Source organism: Jatrophihabitans sp. (genome assembly GCF_036389215.1).
In the GTDB taxonomy this organism is placed as follows: Bacteria; Actinomycetota; Actinomycetes; order Mycobacteriales; family Jatrophihabitantaceae; genus Jatrophihabitans_A.
On sequence record NZ_DASVQG010000233.1, the window covers coordinates 1 to 16,020 of the forward strand.

Annotated in this window: 11 protein-coding genes; 4 read left to right on the forward strand and 7 right to left on the reverse strand. The window is 72.0% G+C overall.

Translation table 11 applies throughout. The annotated features are described in order from the left end of the window. On the forward strand, positions 1-2,033 hold a 2,033-nt coding region (locus tag VF542_RS12900; protein ID WP_408652111.1), incomplete at its 5' end, for a condensation domain-containing protein. Beyond that, positions 2,030-2,779 carry a hypothetical protein gene (locus VF542_RS12905; RefSeq protein ID WP_408652112.1) on the forward strand — a complete coding sequence of 250 codons (750 nt, stop codon included), beginning with the start codon at positions 2,030-2,032 and terminating at the stop codon, positions 2,777-2,779. The genes VF542_RS12900 and VF542_RS12905, both read left to right, overlap by 4 nt. Before the next feature lie 45 nt (positions 2,780-2,824). Here the strand turns inward: VF542_RS12905 and VF542_RS12910 are convergent, their stop codons facing one another. The 5 genes from VF542_RS12910 to VF542_RS12930 form a co-directional block, all read right to left on the reverse strand. Continuing rightward, on the reverse strand, positions 2,825-4,777 hold the full coding sequence (locus VF542_RS12910; protein ID WP_408652113.1) for a non-ribosomal peptide synthetase: 1,953 nt from the start codon (positions 4,775-4,777) through the stop codon (positions 2,825-2,827). Beyond that, positions 4,771-5,925: a capreomycidine synthase gene (vioD, locus tag VF542_RS12915; protein WP_408652114.1), complete on the reverse strand. Its 1,155-nt coding sequence runs from the start codon at positions 5,923-5,925 to the stop codon at positions 4,771-4,773. The genes VF542_RS12910 and vioD overlap by 7 nt, the downstream gene beginning before the upstream one ends. Next, positions 5,922-7,055, reverse strand: a complete 1,134-nt coding sequence (gene gntD, locus VF542_RS12920; protein WP_408652115.1) for a guanitoxin biosynthesis L-enduracididine beta-hydroxylase GntD — start codon at positions 7,053-7,055, stop codon at positions 5,922-5,924. The genes vioD and gntD overlap by 4 nt, the downstream gene beginning before the upstream one ends. Positions 7,056-7,116: 61 nt before the next feature. Then, positions 7,117-7,878, reverse strand: a complete 762-nt coding sequence (locus VF542_RS12925) for a hypothetical protein (RefSeq protein ID WP_408652116.1) — start codon at positions 7,876-7,878, stop codon at positions 7,117-7,119. Further along, complete coding sequence (locus VF542_RS12930) at positions 7,875-9,188, reverse strand: Zn-dependent hydrolase (RefSeq protein ID WP_408652117.1); 1,314 nt, start codon at positions 9,186-9,188, stop codon at positions 7,875-7,877. The genes VF542_RS12925 and VF542_RS12930 overlap by 4 nt, the downstream gene beginning before the upstream one ends. A 446-nt stretch (positions 9,189-9,634) precedes the next feature. Between VF542_RS12930 and VF542_RS12935 the strand changes: the two genes are divergently transcribed. Next, positions 9,635-11,491, forward strand: coding sequence for a non-ribosomal peptide synthetase (locus VF542_RS12935; RefSeq protein WP_408652118.1), 1,857 nt, complete (start codon positions 9,635-9,637; stop codon positions 11,489-11,491). Between the two features lie 112 nt (positions 11,492-11,603). After that, positions 11,604-13,787 carry an AfsR/SARP family transcriptional regulator gene (locus VF542_RS12940; protein WP_408652119.1) on the forward strand — a complete coding sequence of 728 codons (2,184 nt, stop codon included), beginning with the start codon at positions 11,604-11,606 and terminating at the stop codon, positions 13,785-13,787. An 88-nt stretch (positions 13,788-13,875) separates the two neighbouring features. On the opposite strand, the gene VF542_RS12945 is transcribed toward VF542_RS12940, so the two are convergent. Together VF542_RS12945 and VF542_RS12950 are read right to left on the reverse strand one after the other, a co-directional pair. Continuing rightward, complete coding sequence (locus tag VF542_RS12945; protein ID WP_408652120.1) at positions 13,876-15,294, reverse strand: amidase family protein; 1,419 nt, start codon at positions 15,292-15,294, stop codon at positions 13,876-13,878. After that, positions 15,278-15,922 carry a hypothetical protein gene (locus VF542_RS12950; RefSeq protein WP_408652121.1) on the reverse strand — a complete coding sequence of 215 codons (645 nt, stop codon included), beginning with the start codon at positions 15,920-15,922 and terminating at the stop codon, positions 15,278-15,280. Before VF542_RS12950 ends, VF542_RS12945 begins: the two co-directional genes overlap by 17 nt. Between the last annotated feature and the right edge of the window lie 98 nt (positions 15,923-16,020).

Consider the following 16,020-nt stretch of genomic DNA (forward strand, 5'->3'; position numbering starts at 1 on the left):
GGCTCACCGCGTCGAAGTTCCTGCCCGACCCGTTCAGCAACCAGCCGGGTGCCCGGTTCTACCGCACCGGTGACCTGGCCAGATTCCGCGGTGACGGCAATCTCGACTTCCTGGGGCGCCAGGACCACCAGGTCAAGATCCGGGGCTTCCGGATCGAGCTGGGCGAGATCGAGACCTGCCTGCTGCAGCATGCCGACATCTGCGAGGCGGTCGCGGCCACCTACACCGCGGCCGGCCGGGAACCGCGGCTGTTCGCCTACGTGGTGCCGCATGCCGGTGCCGCGCCGCAGGCCGGCGAGATCAAGGCCTTCCTGCGACGCAGCCTGCCGGACTACCTGGTGCCCGCGACCATCACGGTCACCGAGGCGATCCCGTTGAGCAGCGGTGGCAAAGTCGACCGGCGGCTGCTCACACCGCCCGCCGAGAGCCTGACGGCCGATGAGGACTTCGTCGCCCCGCAAGGCCCGCTGGCCAGCGCGCTCGCCGAGATCTGGGCAGAGCTGCTCGGCACCTCGCGGGTCGGTGCCGGCGACAACTTCTTCGATGTCGGCGGCGATTCGATCCTGGTGATCCAGCTGGCCAACCGGGCGAAGGCTCGCGGCCTGCGGCTCAGCCCACGGCAGGTGTACCGGCACCAGACGCTGGAGCGGATCGCGGCCACCATGAGCGCAGCCGCGCCGGACGAGGCGGCCCGGCCTCCCGGCAGTCCCGAGGCCGGGGCCGTCGGGGAGGTGCCGCTCACGCCGTCCCAGCGCTGGCTGACCGAGCACCCGGCTGGCCTGGCACGCGGTCACATCGCGAGTGAGTACCTGAGCCTGCCGGGCTGGGTCAGCGCCGATCTGCTCGCGCAGGTGCTGACAGCACTGCAGCAGCACCACGAGGCGCTGCGGATCCGCCAGCGACTCGACGGCGACGGCCGCTGGTCGCAACGGATCACGGCGGAGGCAGCCGCGGCGGTGCTGGCGCCGGACGTGGTCTTCGACACCGCTGCCGAGCCGGCTCAGATCCTTGAGGTCGTCGAGCGCCTCGGCCGTGAGATTGACATCGAGAACGGCCCGCTGCTGCGGGCGGCGCTGCTGCGCGAGGAGGACAGCGGCTCCCGCGCGCTGGTGCTGTCCATCCATCACCTCGCGACCGACGGACTGTCCTGGCAGGTGCTGCTGGAGGACCTGCGGACCGGCCTGGAGCAGCTGCGGCAGGGCCGGCCGCTGTCGCTGCCGCCGGTCGACGTCCCGTTCAGCGCCTGGGCCCGCCAACTGGCCGTGCTGGCCGACTCCCCGCAGGTTCGCGGCGAGTTGCCGTTGTGGGCCCGGGCCACGGTGAGCGCGAGCTTGCCGCTGGACACGGAGGCACCGGTCGCGTCGTTGGCCGAGCTGCCCCGGGCCACCTTCACCGACGTCCTGGATGCCGACCGGACCGCCGCGCTGGGGACCCGGCACGAGCCCGGTGCCCACCGCGGGATCGGCGACCTGATGCTGGTGACGCTGGCTCAGCTGATGGCCCAGTGGTGCGGCTCGGACGGGATCACCATCGAGGTCAGCGGTCACGGCCGGCATCACGACCTGATCGAGCAGGACAGCTCCCGAACGGTCGGCTGGCTCGCGGCGCGCTATCCGGTCTCCTTCTCGCTACCCGCCGGCTACGGCGGCAGCCGGGCCAGTGACGCGGCCGTCCGGGTGGCGCTGCTACGGCAGGTCGCGGCGGTTCCGGACAACGGGCTCGGATTCGGCTTGCTGAAGTACCTCAACCCCGACCCGGCGATCCGGGCCCAGCTCGCCGAGCGGGCCGAGCCGCCGGTGTCCTTCAACTACCTCGGCCGGTACGAGGACCGCCCGGCCGAGGCCAGCCGGCTGCTGCTGGAAGAGCGCTACACCAACTACGGCCAGCCCGACCAGCCCGACCAGCTGATCTCACTGGTTGCCGCACAGGTCGGCAGCCAGTTGCAGCTGGCCTGGACCTACCGCCCGGCGTTGCACACCGAGGCCACCATCGCCGAACTCGCCCGCCGCTACCGCGAGCTGTTGCGCCCATGACCGCCGCGGCCGCGCCGGACGTGCTGGTGCTGGAGTTCGCCGGGCTTCCTCCGGATGCGCACTTCGACGCGGCGCTGACGGGCCTGCCATCCCACCGGCTGACCCGCGTCGACCCGGTCGTCGCGCAGACCGCTGACCTCCTGTCGATCCAGGCGCAGGCTCGGGCGGTGTTCGACAGCCTGCCCCGGCCACCCCGCCTGATCCTGGCGCACTGCACTGCGGCCACCCTCGGGCTGCACGTGGCGGCCCTCGGCGCTGCGGGCCCGGACGAGCCGCGGGTGGCGCTGTTCGATCCGGCCCGGGTCTGGATGCACGACCTGCGCACCGACTTCGCGAACCTCTCCCGGCAGCTCAGTGCGGATCCCGAGCCGGCTCTGGCCAGGATCGGCGCCACCGACCTCGACGGAGCCGGCGCCGCGGCCGAATACTGCGCGGCGCTGGCTGGCAGCAGCGCAACCCTGGTCACGGCCTATGGCGGTGACCGCGACGCCGAGCAACTGGTGGGCCAGCTGGTCAGCCGGTACTGCGGCTGGCTGCGCTACCTCGGCGCCGCGATGGACAGCCAGCCGGTCGACAACTGGTTCCCGGTGGCGGTGGTCACCAGCGACGATGCCGAGCGGGGCCGGCTGCCGGCGCTGCTGGACCGTCCGGACCGGGTCCGGGCCCGCGAGGTGGCGGTGCCGGGTGGCTCGCTGCTCGCACATCACAGCGTGCTCGACCTGGTCCAGGAGCTGGTGCCGGCCTGAGCGGTGCCGGCCTGAGCGGTGCCGGCGCGAGCGGTGCCGGCGCGATCAGGCCGCCTGCTGGCTCCGGGCAGCCAGCGCCGCCACGGTGGGCCGCTCGAAGATGTCGGCCGCGAGCAGGTCGACACCCCGCTCCCGCAGCCGGCGCAGCAACGTCAGCGTCAACAGCGAGTCGCCGCCGATCTGGAAGAAGTCCTCGTCCCGGCCGACCGAGCCGATGCCCAGCACGGCGCACCAGACCTCGGCGATCCTCGCCTCGAGCTCGCCGGCCGGCTGCTGGCCCTGGCCCACCCGCTCGGCAAGCATCCGGTTAGCGATCCCCGCGAGCTCGGCGCTGTCCAGCTTGCCGTTGCGGGTGAGCGGGAACTGCTCCAGCCGGAGGAACATGTTGGGCAGCTGCGAGCCGGCCAGCCGGCGGGCCAGGTGCGCGCGCACCGTGGCCGGCTGCAACTCGGCGCCGGCCTGGTAGCAGCAGATCAGCTGGTCGGCCGGTTCCCGGCGCAGCAGGACCGCCGCGGCCCGGACTCCGGGGCAGGACTCGGCGGCGGCCTCGATCTCGCCGAGTTCGATGCGGAAACCGCGGATCTTGACCTGGGTGTCGGTCCGGCCCCGGAACTCCAGGGTCCAGCCATGGCTGGGGTGCTCGATGAGCTTGGCCAGGTCACCGCTGCGGTAGATGCGCTCGACCTGGCCGTCGCCGAGGTCCAGGGTGCCGAACGCGGCCGCGGTGGCCTCGGCCGACTGGTATCCCGAGGCCAGGCCGTCGCCGGCGATCAGCAGCTGCCCGACCTGGCCCGGTGCGCAGAGCCGGCCCTGGTCGTCGACGACGTAGAGCCGGTAGTTCGGCAGCGGCGCTCCGATCGGGATCTGCCCGGAGCTGATCTCGGCCTCCACGACGTACTCGGTGGCGTTGATGGTGGCCTCGGTCGGGCCGTAGATGTTGTTCAGCAGCGCGGGCGAGGAGACGATCTGGTACCAGTGGTGGCTCTGCGGGTAGTGCAGGGTCTCGCCACCGATGATGATCCAGCGCAGGTCGGGCAGCTGGCGGAGCTCCTGCGACTGCTCGGCCGCCTCGCGAAGGTGCTGCCAGTGGGCCGTGACCACGTCCAGGTGGCTGATCCGTTCCCGCCGGAGCCAGGCCAGCAACGCGAACGGGTCGTGCAGCTCGTGTTCGGGCACCGGCAGCAGGCAGGCGCCGGACACCCACGCCGGAAAGATCTGCTGCACGGACGGGTCGAAGGTCAGGGGCGCCGTTTGGCAGAGCCGGTCCCGGCTCTGCACGCCGTGTCGCTGCTGGTACCAGTGCACGAAGTTGAGCAGGCTGCCCTCGCTGGTCCGAACCCCCTTCGGACGTCCGGTCGTTCCCGAGGTGTAGATGATGTAGCGGATCCGCTCGGCGCGGTAAGGCTCCGGCTCGGCGGGCGAGGCCAGGCCAGTGGCGGTCGCAGGGGCGGTCGCGGGATCGTCGCACCGGAACCAGCCGAGGTCCTCGGGCCCGGAGCCGCCGAGCACCCCCCGCACGTCCAGCTCCGGCGGCAGCCACTGCAAGCCGGCGCAGTGCTCCGCGGCCGACAACAGCGCGACGGCGCCGGCATCCTGAAGGACGAACCGCTGCCGGTCGGCAGGATCGGCCGGATCCAGCGGCAGGTAGCCGCAGCCGGCCCGCAGCACCCCGAGGATCGCCACGTAGCCGTGCACCGAGCGGTCCGCCGCGATCGCGACGATGCTGTCGCCGGCCACGCCCCGGGCGCGCAGGAAGCCGGTCACTGCCCGGGCGCGCCGGTCCAGTTCGGCGAAGGTGAGCCGGTCGCCGGCCGCCTCGACGGCAGGCCGGTCGGGATGGGCCGCGATCGCCTCGTCCAGCCAGCGCACCAGGCCGCCCTCGAAGGGATACCGGGTGGCCGTGTCGTTGTAGCGGGCCCACGCCGCGCGGGTCGACTGCTCCAGCTCGGCGGGTGAAGGTGCCTGGTCGGCCTGCGGCGGCCCGGAATTGATCAGCATGAACTCGTCCCGGTGGTGTGGTCGTTCTGGGCGATCGAGGACATCAGCTGCGCGGTGGCGGCCAGGCCCGCGGCCAGCGCGTCCGAATCGTTGCCGAAACCGATCCGGACCCGGTCCGGGTGCCCGAAGCAGGCGCCCGGGACGACCAGTACCCGCTGCTCGTCGGCGAGCCGGATGCACGCGTCGGTGGTGTCGGCAACGCCGGTGAACCGGGGGAAGGCCGAGACCCCGCCGTGTGGCACCGGTAGCGACACCAGCTCCGGCTGGTCGGCGGCCCAGCGGCGCAGCAGTTCCCGGTTCTCGCGGGCCTTGGCCAACCGGGGCCCGACCACCCGGTCAGCGGCTCGCAGCACCGCGGTCGCGATCATCTCGTTCAGCGGCGAGGCCGCCAGGGTGACGTAGTCGCGGATGCGCACCATGTCGGCCAGCAGGTCCGGTGGCGCCAGGCACCACCCGATCCGGATGCCGGGCAGCCCGTAAGCCTTGGACAGCGACCCGGTCACCACGATCCGGGGGTCGCTGCCGGGCTCGGGCTGGCGGCAGCTCGTACCGTAGGTCAGTTCGGCGAAGGCCGCGTCCCAGATCAGGGTCGCCCCGACCCCGTCGACGAGTTCGACCAGCCGATCGAGCTGGGCGTCGTCCAGGCTCGCGCCGGTGGGGTTATGCGGGAAGTTCACGATCACCGCTCGTACCCCGGGATGCAGCAACGAGGCCAGCAGATCCAGGTCCGGCGCGAAATCGGCGGCGGGGTCCAGCGGCCACACCGTGATCTTCGCGCCGATGGCCTCCACCACCGCCGACAGCGAGGGGTAGACCGGGCTGAGCACCACCACCTCCTCGCCCGGGCTCAGCAGTGCCACCAGCGCCAGGAAGATCGCCTCGGTGGAACCGTGGGTCACCATCGGCTCGGCCAGCCGGCGCGGGTCGAACCGGTCGGAGATCGCGGCGCGCAACGGCTCGGCGCCCAGCGTCGGGCTGTCATGGAACACCAGCGCGCCGAGGTCCTCGAAGGTCAACGAGGTCAGCGACACCAACTCCGCCAGCGAGTAGTCCTGGACGCCGGACCCGGAGATGTCGATCTTGGCGTCGAAGTACCGGTGCCGAAGCCAGTCCTCCAGGGCCGATGCCTTGATCGTCTTCAGGCTCATCCGATCACCCGGGTTCCCGAGACGGCCCGGCCCGGCCGGGTACGGCGCAGGTCGGTCACGACGTTGACGCGCTTGAGCCAGCGGTCCTTGCCGTCGTAGTAGGCCCGGAACGGCCGACGGCCGTGCACCACGTTGCGGTTGTCGATGAAGCCGACGCAGCCCTGGTCGAGAACCAGGTCGTAGAGATTGCGGTCGAGATGGCTCACCACGGCCCGCAGGGCGTCGGCCGCCTCGGCGTCGCCGTCCGCCGCCTGGGTGAAGTCCCGGTCGATCCGCAGCACCGGTGCGTTGCGGTGACCGGACAGCAGCGCGACCGGCGGCGGATCCGAGGGCAGCGAGGTGATGCCCGCGGCCGCCCCCTGCGATGGCTGCGCGGTCCCGACCGGCTCGTGCGAGGTGTCGGGATGGATCACGAACCGCTCCTGGAACAGGACGTCGACCACGTCGGGGGGCAGCTCGTCCAGCTGGACGTAGGACAGCGTCGTGGCGGTGTGCCCGCGGCTGCGCAGGCACATCAGCCCGACGTAGTCAGCGCGCGAAGTCGAGAAGGCGTCCTCGGTGTGCCAGCCCAGCTCCTTCTCGCTGCTGGAGCTGACCTGGCTGGTCTCCAGCCCGGGAATCGGCAGCACGTCGGTGACGATCCGGCCCTCCTGCTGGGTCAGCCAGCCGATCGGGTCGCCGAACAGGCTGGCGTAGAGGACCAGGACGTAGCCGGCGACGTAGCCGGTGGCGGCGTTCGGGTCCAGGTCGGCCTCCCGCCAGTGCAGCGGCGTCTCGGCCATCAGGTGCTGGTCGGCCAGCGCGCCCGACAGCACGGTGGCGTGCGTGCGGTCCTGCAGCCGGGCGAGGTTGCAGACGCGGCGAATCTCCGCGGGCAGCTCCTGGGCGGCAACGGCGGCCTCGGCCAGGAACTCCGGGTCGTGCACCCAGGGGTAACGCCGGGCCAGGGAACTGGCGATGGACAGCACCCGGCGGGCGTCCTCCTGACGCACCTGGTAGTTCAGCACCGTGCCGCCCCGGCCGACCGGGACCGTCGTCAGCCCGGCGAGCCGCGGCTCGCGGAGTTCGTCCGCGAGGTCGACACGCGAGCGGCCGCCGACCCGGCGGTACTCGGTGGGTATGCCGGTCATGAGGCTCTCCTCGGGGTCGTCAGCTGGCCGCTGGCATGGTGATCGGTTGCGGGGTGCGCGGTCATTGGCGAAACACCGCGGCGGTGGCGAAGTCGCTGTCGACATCGACCGGGCCCGCTGGGACGGGGCGGTCAGCCGGCTCGGCGTGGCGCACCAGCGCCGGCGCCGGGCCCGGGCTCACCGCGAAGGAGAGCGAGACCTGGGAGATGCAGGTGTGCCGGTCCAGCACGGCGCTGGCCGCCTCGAAGATCACCTGGTAGTCGGTGGCCGGGGCGGTGCCGGCCAGCTGCCGGACCAGCGCCGCGGCGACCGACTGGTACACCTGCTCCCAGTCGACGTCGGTGCGCCCGTAGCGCCAGTGCGCGGTGAACCACTGCGACGGCGACTGGCCTTGCGGCGCCGCCCGCCCCGACAGCGCCGCCGGGTTCAGGCCCAGGATTCCGGCCTCCACCGTGGCCCGCCAGCCGAGGTCGACCACCTCGACGAACCTGCGGCCCCGGGAGTTCCCGTGCTCGGGGGTTCCCTCCTCGATCTGGACCGTCACCTCGTGCACGCTCGGCTGGTGCACCAGTTGCCGGGCGAGGCTGACCCCGAGTTCCTCGATCGTCGCCGGCCCGCAGGCGGCGGCGACCGAGCTGATCAGGTCCTGTAACGCCTGCTGGTCAAGGTGCTCGTGCTGTTCGCCGTGCAGGTACGCCGGGCGCATGTCGCCCTTGAGCCGCACGGTCACCACCAGCTCGTGGCTGTCATCAGCCGAGCCCGGCACCGGCTGCACGATCCGCCGGCGAAGGCCGTATTCGTTGGGCCCGAGCACACCGCTCACGACAACGGCTCACAGCCCGCGGCGGCCGGGCCGATCGGGTCCGCCAGGGTCGCCAGCACCGACTGGAGCAGCAGGTCCGCTCCCAGGACCAGCTGGTCGGCCGGGGTGTGCTCTTGTGGGCAGTGGCTCATCCCCCCGCGGCTCGGCACGAAGATCATGCCGATCGGCGCCTGGTCGGCGATGATCTGGCTGTCGTGGCCGGCGCCGCTGTGCATGGTGAGCGTCGGCGCGGCCAGCCGGTGCGCCGCGGTCGCGATCCGGTCCAGCAGCGCGGGGTCGCAGCTGCTCGGTGGCCGCCGCATGGTGACCTGATGGGCAACCTCGACCCCACAGCTGTCAGCGATGGCGGCCAACTGCTCGACCATCCGGAGTTCGGCGCGGTCCAGGTTGCGCTGCACGGGATCGCGGAACTCGGCGGTCAGCCGCACCCGGCCGGGTATCACGTTGGTGGATCCGGAGTCCACTTCCAGGATCCCGACGGTCGCCACGGCGCATCGCCGCTCGTCGCGGGCCATCCCCTCGAGTGCCAGGACGATCCGGGCGGCTGCGGCGAGCGCGTCACGCCGGGCTGGCATCGGGGTGGTGCCGGCGTGATTCTGCTCGCCGTCGACCGTGATGGCGACCACCGTGCGACCGGTCACGGCACTGACGATCCCCAGCGGCACGCCGGCCGTCTCCAGCGTCGAGCCCTGTTCGATGTGCAGTTCCAGGTAGCAGCCGATGGAACCGGCCGGCCACTGCGCGGTGCCGAGCCGGTCGAAATTGCCGCCGGCCTCGTGCAGGGCCTGCCTGATCGAGCGGCCGTCCCTGACCTTGAGCAGCTCCGGCTCGACCAGCTGACCGGTCACGGCTTTCGAACCCCAGAACGGGCACGGTATCCAGGCGCCCTCCTCGTTGGAGAAGCCGATCACCACCGGCTCGTAGGTCGAGTCCAGGTCGCAGCTGGACACCGCCCGCAGCACCTCCAGGGCTGCCAGCAGGCCGTAGGCGCCGTCCAGGGCACCGCCCTGGACCACTGTGTCCAGGTGCGAGCCGAGGAGCAACACCGGCCGGCCGGGGTCGGGACGAGACCGCCTGATGATGAGGTTCGCCGCGGCGTCGGTCTCGGTCTGGAGGCCGTAGGACCGGGCGATGCCGGCCACCAGCTCCCGGCCGGCCCCTTCGGCGCTGGTGAGTCCGAGCCGGCTGATGCCGCCGGCGGGGTCGGCGCCGATCAGGCTCAGGGACTCGATGGTGCGGATCAGGCGGGAACCGTCGACACGTGCGGAATACAGTTCCCGGACGTCCCCGGCCAGGCGCGCTGTGGACATCGGCCCGCTAGCCGAGCTCGGCCCGGCCGGCCGAGGCCCGAGCCTGGGTCACCGGGTCGCCCTGGGCGCTGTCTCTGGTGCCGCTGTCTCTGATGGCGCTGTCTCTGGTCTTCGCCAATCGCATCGTCTGGAACCTGCCTACTCGGGGCCGGGCCGCTCGGGCCGTTGCACTGCGGACTTCGCCGACGGCTCGGCAAACTCTCTGCAGCCAGCAGGTTCGACGTTGCTGGGACGGCATATTCGTTCGCAATCGCGCCGCTATCCTCTGCCTGTCCAGGGACCGCGCGGGGAGCGACCCCGCGATGCCAGCGTGATAAGCGGCTGGCGCACAGTCGTCCGACAGCTGGATGACACCCGTCCGAAGCCTCCGCCCGGCCCCGCGCGCGCCGACGGGCGCGGTACCGGTGGCACCCGGGGGCTAGGACCTTCTGAGGGGAAACCTGTTGATGTCGCACCTACCGCCTGCCACCTCCAAGGGGCGGCTGGAGGACTACTTCCTGGAGGCCGCCGCGCGGTACCCGGACCGGCTCGCGATGCACTGCGGCGAGCTGGAGCTGACCTACCGGCAGGCCGCCCGTGCCGCCCACCGGCTGGCCGCCCGGCTGGTCGCCGCCGGGGTCGGCCGGGAGCGGGTCGTCGGCCTGGTGATGGACCGCGGCGCGACGGCCATGGTCGCGTCACTGGCGGTGCACCTGGCCGGCGGCGCCTTCCTGCCGCTCAGCCCGGACCTGCCGCCCGAGCGCCTGGATTACATCATGTCCGACGCCCGGCCGATGCTGTTGATCGCGGCTCCCGGGCAGCTGCCCGTCGCACGCCGGACCGGAGTCCAGAGCTGGGAATGGGCACCCGACCCGGCCGATGAGGATGCCGGCCCGGACGAGGACGAGGTGGTGGATCGCCGCGGCCAGCTGGCCGAGGATCTCGCCTGGATCATCTACACCTCGGGCTCCACCGGAGTTCCCAAGGCTGTGCAGGTGACCCACGCCGGAGTCCGGATCGTCGCCGAGGCGCAGTCGGAACTGATGGGCCTGGTGGCCGAGGACCGCATCCTGCAACTGGCCTCGCCCTCCTTCGATGCCTCCATCTTCGAGATGCTGATGGCCTTCACCTCCGGCGGTGCGCTGTTCACCCCCGAAAGCGTGGGTGAGGCCGATCGGGACCTGGCCGGTTACCTGCGGACCCACGGCATCACGGTCGGGCTGATCCCGCCGGCTGCCCTGCCCAGCGTGGGGGACCCGGCGCACCTGCCGCGGCTGCGCATGGTGATCGTCGCCGGCGACGTCTGCCCGCCTCCGGTTGCCGGGACCTGGCTGGACCGGCAGCTGTGGAACTTCTACGGCCCCACCGAGACCACCGTGGTGGTGACGGGGCATCCGATCACCGCGCAGGACGTCCGCGACGCCAACATCCCGATCGGCTCGTCACTGCGGCAGGTCCCGCTCTACGTGCTGGACGACCGGCTCGACCAGGTCGCCGACGGAGCCGACGGCGAGCTCTACGTCGGAGGCCTCGGCCTTGCGCGCGGCTACCTGAACTCCCCCGTCACCACCGCGCGGCGGTTCGTGCCGGACCCGTTCACGTCGCGGGCCGGTGCCCGGATGTACCGCACCGGGGACCGCTGCGTGCGCGGTCCCGACGGCGTCGTGCGGTTTCTCGGCCGGCTGGACCGGCAGGTCAAGATCCGCAGCTTCCGGGTCGAACTCGATGAGGTGGAGCTCTCGGTCCGCAAGTCCGGCGCCGTGCGCGACACCGTGGTGGTCGCGCGTGATGACCCCTCCGGTGCCGGCAAGCGGCTGGTGGCCTACGTGGTGGCCGAGCGAAGCCCGTTGGAGCACAGCGCGCTGCGCCGGGAGCTGACCCAGCGGCTGCCGGCGCACATGGTGCCCTCTCTCTTCGTGGAGTTGAGCCGGCTACCGGTGACCGTCAATGGAAAGGTCGACCGGGATGCGCTGCCCGAGGTGGTGCCCGCTGCGGGCCAGGAGGCGGATGCACGGCCGGCCGGCCTGCCGGGCGCGGTAGCCGGGCTGTGGGCGGAGGTCCTCGGCGTGAGCCCGGCGGCCGGGACCGACGACTTCTTCTCCCTGGGGGGCCACTCGCTGGCCGCCACCAGGCTGCTGGGCATGCTGCGCGCCCGGTACGGCCAGCAGGTGCCGTCCGGGATCGTCTATGACCACCCGGTGCTGGACGCGCTGGTCGACGCGCTGCGCGAGCTCGGCGTTGCGGACAGCCCCGATGCTCCGGTGCGCAGCGCAGCCCTGGCGCCGATCCCGCGACGGAGGTCGCCGCGGGTCGGCTCGACGTGACCCGTCCCGGGGGCGCTCGCTAGTCGCCCACGTCACGTGCCCCTGTAGACACTGTGACAGTTTTGTCAGGTAGTTTAAATTTGTGGATATTTCGCCGGGATCAGCGACAGGCGTGACCCGGCCAGGGGCGCAGGACCACGCCGACCTGTCGTTCCGGGTACTCGGCGACATAGAGATCGTGCACGGTTCCTCGCGGATACCGGTGCGTGCGGCCCGGCAGCGGACCATCCTCGCCGTGCTGCTGGTCAACGGCAACCACATCGTCCCGCTGGACTACCTGATAGACGCCGTCTGGGAGGACAACCCGCCCGCAACCGCTCGCAGCCAGATCCAGATCTGTATCTCCGCGCTGCGCCGCCAGTTGGCCGCGATCACCCCGGCGGAACTGATCGCCACCCGGGAGGCGGGCTACCTGCTCCGGCTCGACCCATCGCAGCTGGATGCATGGGAATTCGAGCGACTGGTCACCGCCGGCCGGGCAGCCGCGGCCAGCCGTGATCTGGACACCGCCGGCAGGCACTTGGAGCAGGCGCTCGCGTTCTGGCAAGGACTGCCGCTGAGCGGAGTGGCCGAGCGGTGGGGGGACCTGTTCGCGGCCCGGCTGAAGGAGACCCGGCTGGGCGCGGTGGAGGACCTGTTCGAGATTAGACTGGCTCAGGGCAAGCACCGGGAGGTGATCGCCAATCTCGGCCAGCACCTCGGGGAGAACCCGCTGCGCGAGCAGCCCCGCGGGCAATTGATGCGTGCGCTGTACCAGTCCGGCCGGCAGGCCGAAGCGCTGGAGTTGTACCGAAGCGGCCGGCTGCTGCTGATCGAGCAACTGGGGATCGAACCGGGCGAGGCGCTGCGAGACATCGAGAGCGCCATCCTGGCCAATGACCTGACGCTGCTGTCGGTGGCGGCCCCGCAGGCCGAAGCCGTCGAGGGCGGAACTCGACAACTGCCGGCCGACATCGCCGACTTCACCGGCCGCGGTGACCTGCTGCGGGGCATCGCGCGTGCCCTGCGGCTGCACGAGCCGGTGAACCCCAACCCACCCAGCTCACTGGAGACGGGGCGGCCGGTCCGCTACGCGTTACCGGTCGTCGTCCTCACCGGCAAGGCAGGCGTCGGCAAGAGCGCTGTCGCACTGCACCTGGCGCACTCCTACGCCGGTCGGCCCGAGGTGCCCACCCAGCTGTACGCCGACCTGCGGGGCTCCTCGGCCGAGCCGGAGAGCCCGCCGGCGGTGCTCGGCCGCTTCCTGACGGCGCTCGGCGTGCCGGCGCAGTCCGTGCCCGACAGCCTCGCTGCCAGAGCGCAGCTGTACCGCAGCATGCTCGCCGAACGCCCAGCGATGGTTCTTCTCGACGATGCCGGCTCGGAGGAGACGGTCCGGCAGCTGTTGCCGGGCTCGCCGATGTGCTCGGTCATCGTGACCAGCCGCGTCGCCATGGGCTCGCTGCTCGGTGCATCGATCTTCACGGTGAATGAGTTGCGGCCGAACGAGGCGACGGCCCTGCTGGCCAAGATCATCGGTTCGGAACGCCTCGCTGCCGAGCCGGAGGTCGCGCAGGAGCTGGTCGAGGCCGTGGACTGCCTGCCACTGGCCGTGAAGATCCTCGGTGCCCGGTTGCTGGTGAAGCGGCACTGGCTGCTGGCCGACCTGCGAGCCAGGCTCGCCGACGAAGCGGGCCTGGATGAGTTGACCTCGGGCGACACCTCGGTGCGGCTGGCGCTGGAGTCGGCCACCGACGGCCTGGACCCGCGGTCGCTGGAACTGCTGGAGGAGCTGAGCCGGTTCGACGACTGTGATTTCCCGCCGTGGGTGGCCGAGGTCGCGTTGCCGGAGCCACCCGCTGACGGGCTGCGGCCGCTGGAGGAATTGGTTGACGCGCGCCTGCTGCGAACGGAGCGCAGCCAGAGCGGGGTGGTCAGGTACCGGCTGACCGGCCTCAACCGGGCCTTCGCCAGTGAGCGGTGTTACCGGCGGCCCGTCCAGGATGCCTCCAGCGTCGGCAGGGTGGGCTCGGCGTGGCTGGCCCTGGTCTGCGATGCCTACCTGAGCCTGACCGGACGGCCGCTGCCGCTGGTCTACTGCACCGCCGCCGAGCTGCCCGACCCGCACGAGCCGCTGGCCAGCTACAGCGGCGACCGGTGGCTGGAGCAGGAACGGGACAACCTGCACGCCATCATCCAGAGGACCGCGGCAGCCGGCTTCATGGAACTGAGCCTGGACCTGGCACTGGCGCTGGCCAGGTTGTTCGAGGCGCGGGCCCACCCCCAGGCGCCGAAATTGGTGCGCGAGCACGCCTGAGGGGACCTCGGCAGCCACGCCTGAGCGAACCGCAGCCACGCCGCACCGGCTGCCGTTCGCTCAGCTGTGGCTGAGCGACGGCTGCGCCCTACTGCTCGTCGAAGGGGTAGCTCAGCCCGGGCAGCACCGCCTGCACCTCGGCCGCGAGGGTCAGCAGCTGCTCGTCGCTGCCTCGCCGGCCGAGCACGCTGATCCCGAGCGGCAGGCCGTCCGCCGTGCCGGCCGGCAGGCTGATCGACGGCGAGCCGGTCACCGCGCACAGCGACGAGGTCAGCAGGCCGTGCTCCGGCGCTTGTCCGTAGCTGATCGGCCAGGCGGGGGAGTTGGTCGGCGCCAGGGCGAAGTCGCAGTCCGCCAGCACGTCGGCCAGGGCCTGGGCGCAGGAGGCGTCAGCCGTCCGCCGGTACTCCCGGTAGGCCTCGGACTCGATGCCGCCTTCCAGTTCCGAGCAGAGCTGGAAGATCTCGTCGGAGAACCGGGACAGCTCGACCTCGTCGGCCCGGTTGAAGGTGAGCAGCCCGGGCCAGTCGCGCGGATGCGAGCCCGGGCGCCCGCGCAGGTAGGCCGGCAACTCCACCGAGAACTCGGCCAGCAGCGCCTGGAACTCGGCGTCCTCGAACGGGCTGGACATCGCCGCCCGGGTGTCGCTGAGCACGCAGCCGGCGTCGCGGAGCGACTCGGCCACCGCCTCGAAGACGGCCGTGATCTCCTCGGTCATCCCGTCCGGGCGCCAGAGCGCCAGCCGGCGACCGGCCAGTCCCCGCCGCTCTGCCGGGCCGGCGGCCGGTGAGCCGTCCGACAGCACCGCGAACAGCGCGGCGGCATCGGCCACCGTCCGGGTCATCGGCCCGGCGGTGTCCTGCCGCGAGCTGATCGGGACGATGCCAGCGCCTGGCACCCGGCCGAGGGTGGGCTTGAACCCGACCACGCCGCACACGCCGGCCGGCGAGACGATCGAGCCGTCGGTCTCGGTTCCGACGGCCAGCGGGGCGAGGCCCGCCGCGATGGCCGCCGCCGAACCCGAGGACGAGCCGGAGGTGTTGCGGTCGGGGTCGAACGGGTTGCGGGTCTGGCCGCCGACCGCGCTCCAGCCACTGGTGGAGGCGGTCGAGCGGAAGTTGGCCCATTCGGAGAGGTTGGTGGAGCCGAGCACCACCAGGCCGTTGCCGCGCAGCCGCGTCACCAGCGGCGCGTCGGCGGCCGGCGGGGAGTCCAGCAGCGCCCGCGACCCCGCCGTGCCGGGCAGCCCGGCAGCCTCGATGTTGTCCTTGATCAGGATCGGCACCCCGTCCAGCGGACCCACCGGCGCGCCGTCGCGGCGCCGGGCGTCGCTTGCCGCGGCGGCTGAGCGGGCGCCCTCGGCATCCACCGCGAGCACCGCGTTCAGCCGCGGGTTCAGCCGGTCGATCCGGTCGAGGTAGAAGTCGGTGAGTTCCAGCGCCGTCAGGGCGCCGCCGGCCAGTAGCCGCTGCGCTTCGGCCGCGGTGTGCTCAGCGGGTCTCGTCATCGGCGTCGTCCGCGGCGGCATCAGAAGCGGCGTCCTCCTCGACGGCGGTCACCGGGGTGACGCTGGAACCCTCCCAGCGCAGCCAGGACTCGATCCGGACCAGCGCGCGCTCCCAACTCTGGGCGATCACGTCACCGAGCCGGGTCCACTCCGCGGTGCCCTCCCTGCCGGAGTAGCTGGTCTCGTCCTCGACCAGCAGCGCGTACTCGCGGGTGCCGGTGAGCAGCGAGCGCAGCATGCCGTCCTCGCAGCAGTCGGCGATCCGGATCGCGATGTCGACGGTGTCGGCCAGCTCCGACACCGTCTCGGCGTGGGGTTCGGCGGCGGCCAGCTCGTAGACCCGGTCGAAGTCGTAGTGCGCCTCGGGAGCCGGCGACAACGCCCGCTTGCCCCGGTTCACGAACGCCTTCCAGGCCGGGTGGTCGGCCAGGTCGTGGTCGGGGTGGTCACCGAGCCAGGTGTTGAGCTCGTCGGGGGTGCCCAGCAGCACGATCTTGGACCCGTCGCCGAGGAAGCCCTGCCATTCCTCGCCGTCGGCGTCCTCCCACGGCGGGGCGAACAGGGTCAGGCCGGTGCGCCCGTTGGCGGACAGCGACACGGCGACGATCGGATCGGCGAAGGAGGGCATGACAGGCAACTTAGCCGGTTGCCGCCGCACCGGTCACGCCGGGTTCAGACCCCCAGCGGATGCCAGACGGTCTTGGTTTCGACGAAGGCAGCCAGCCG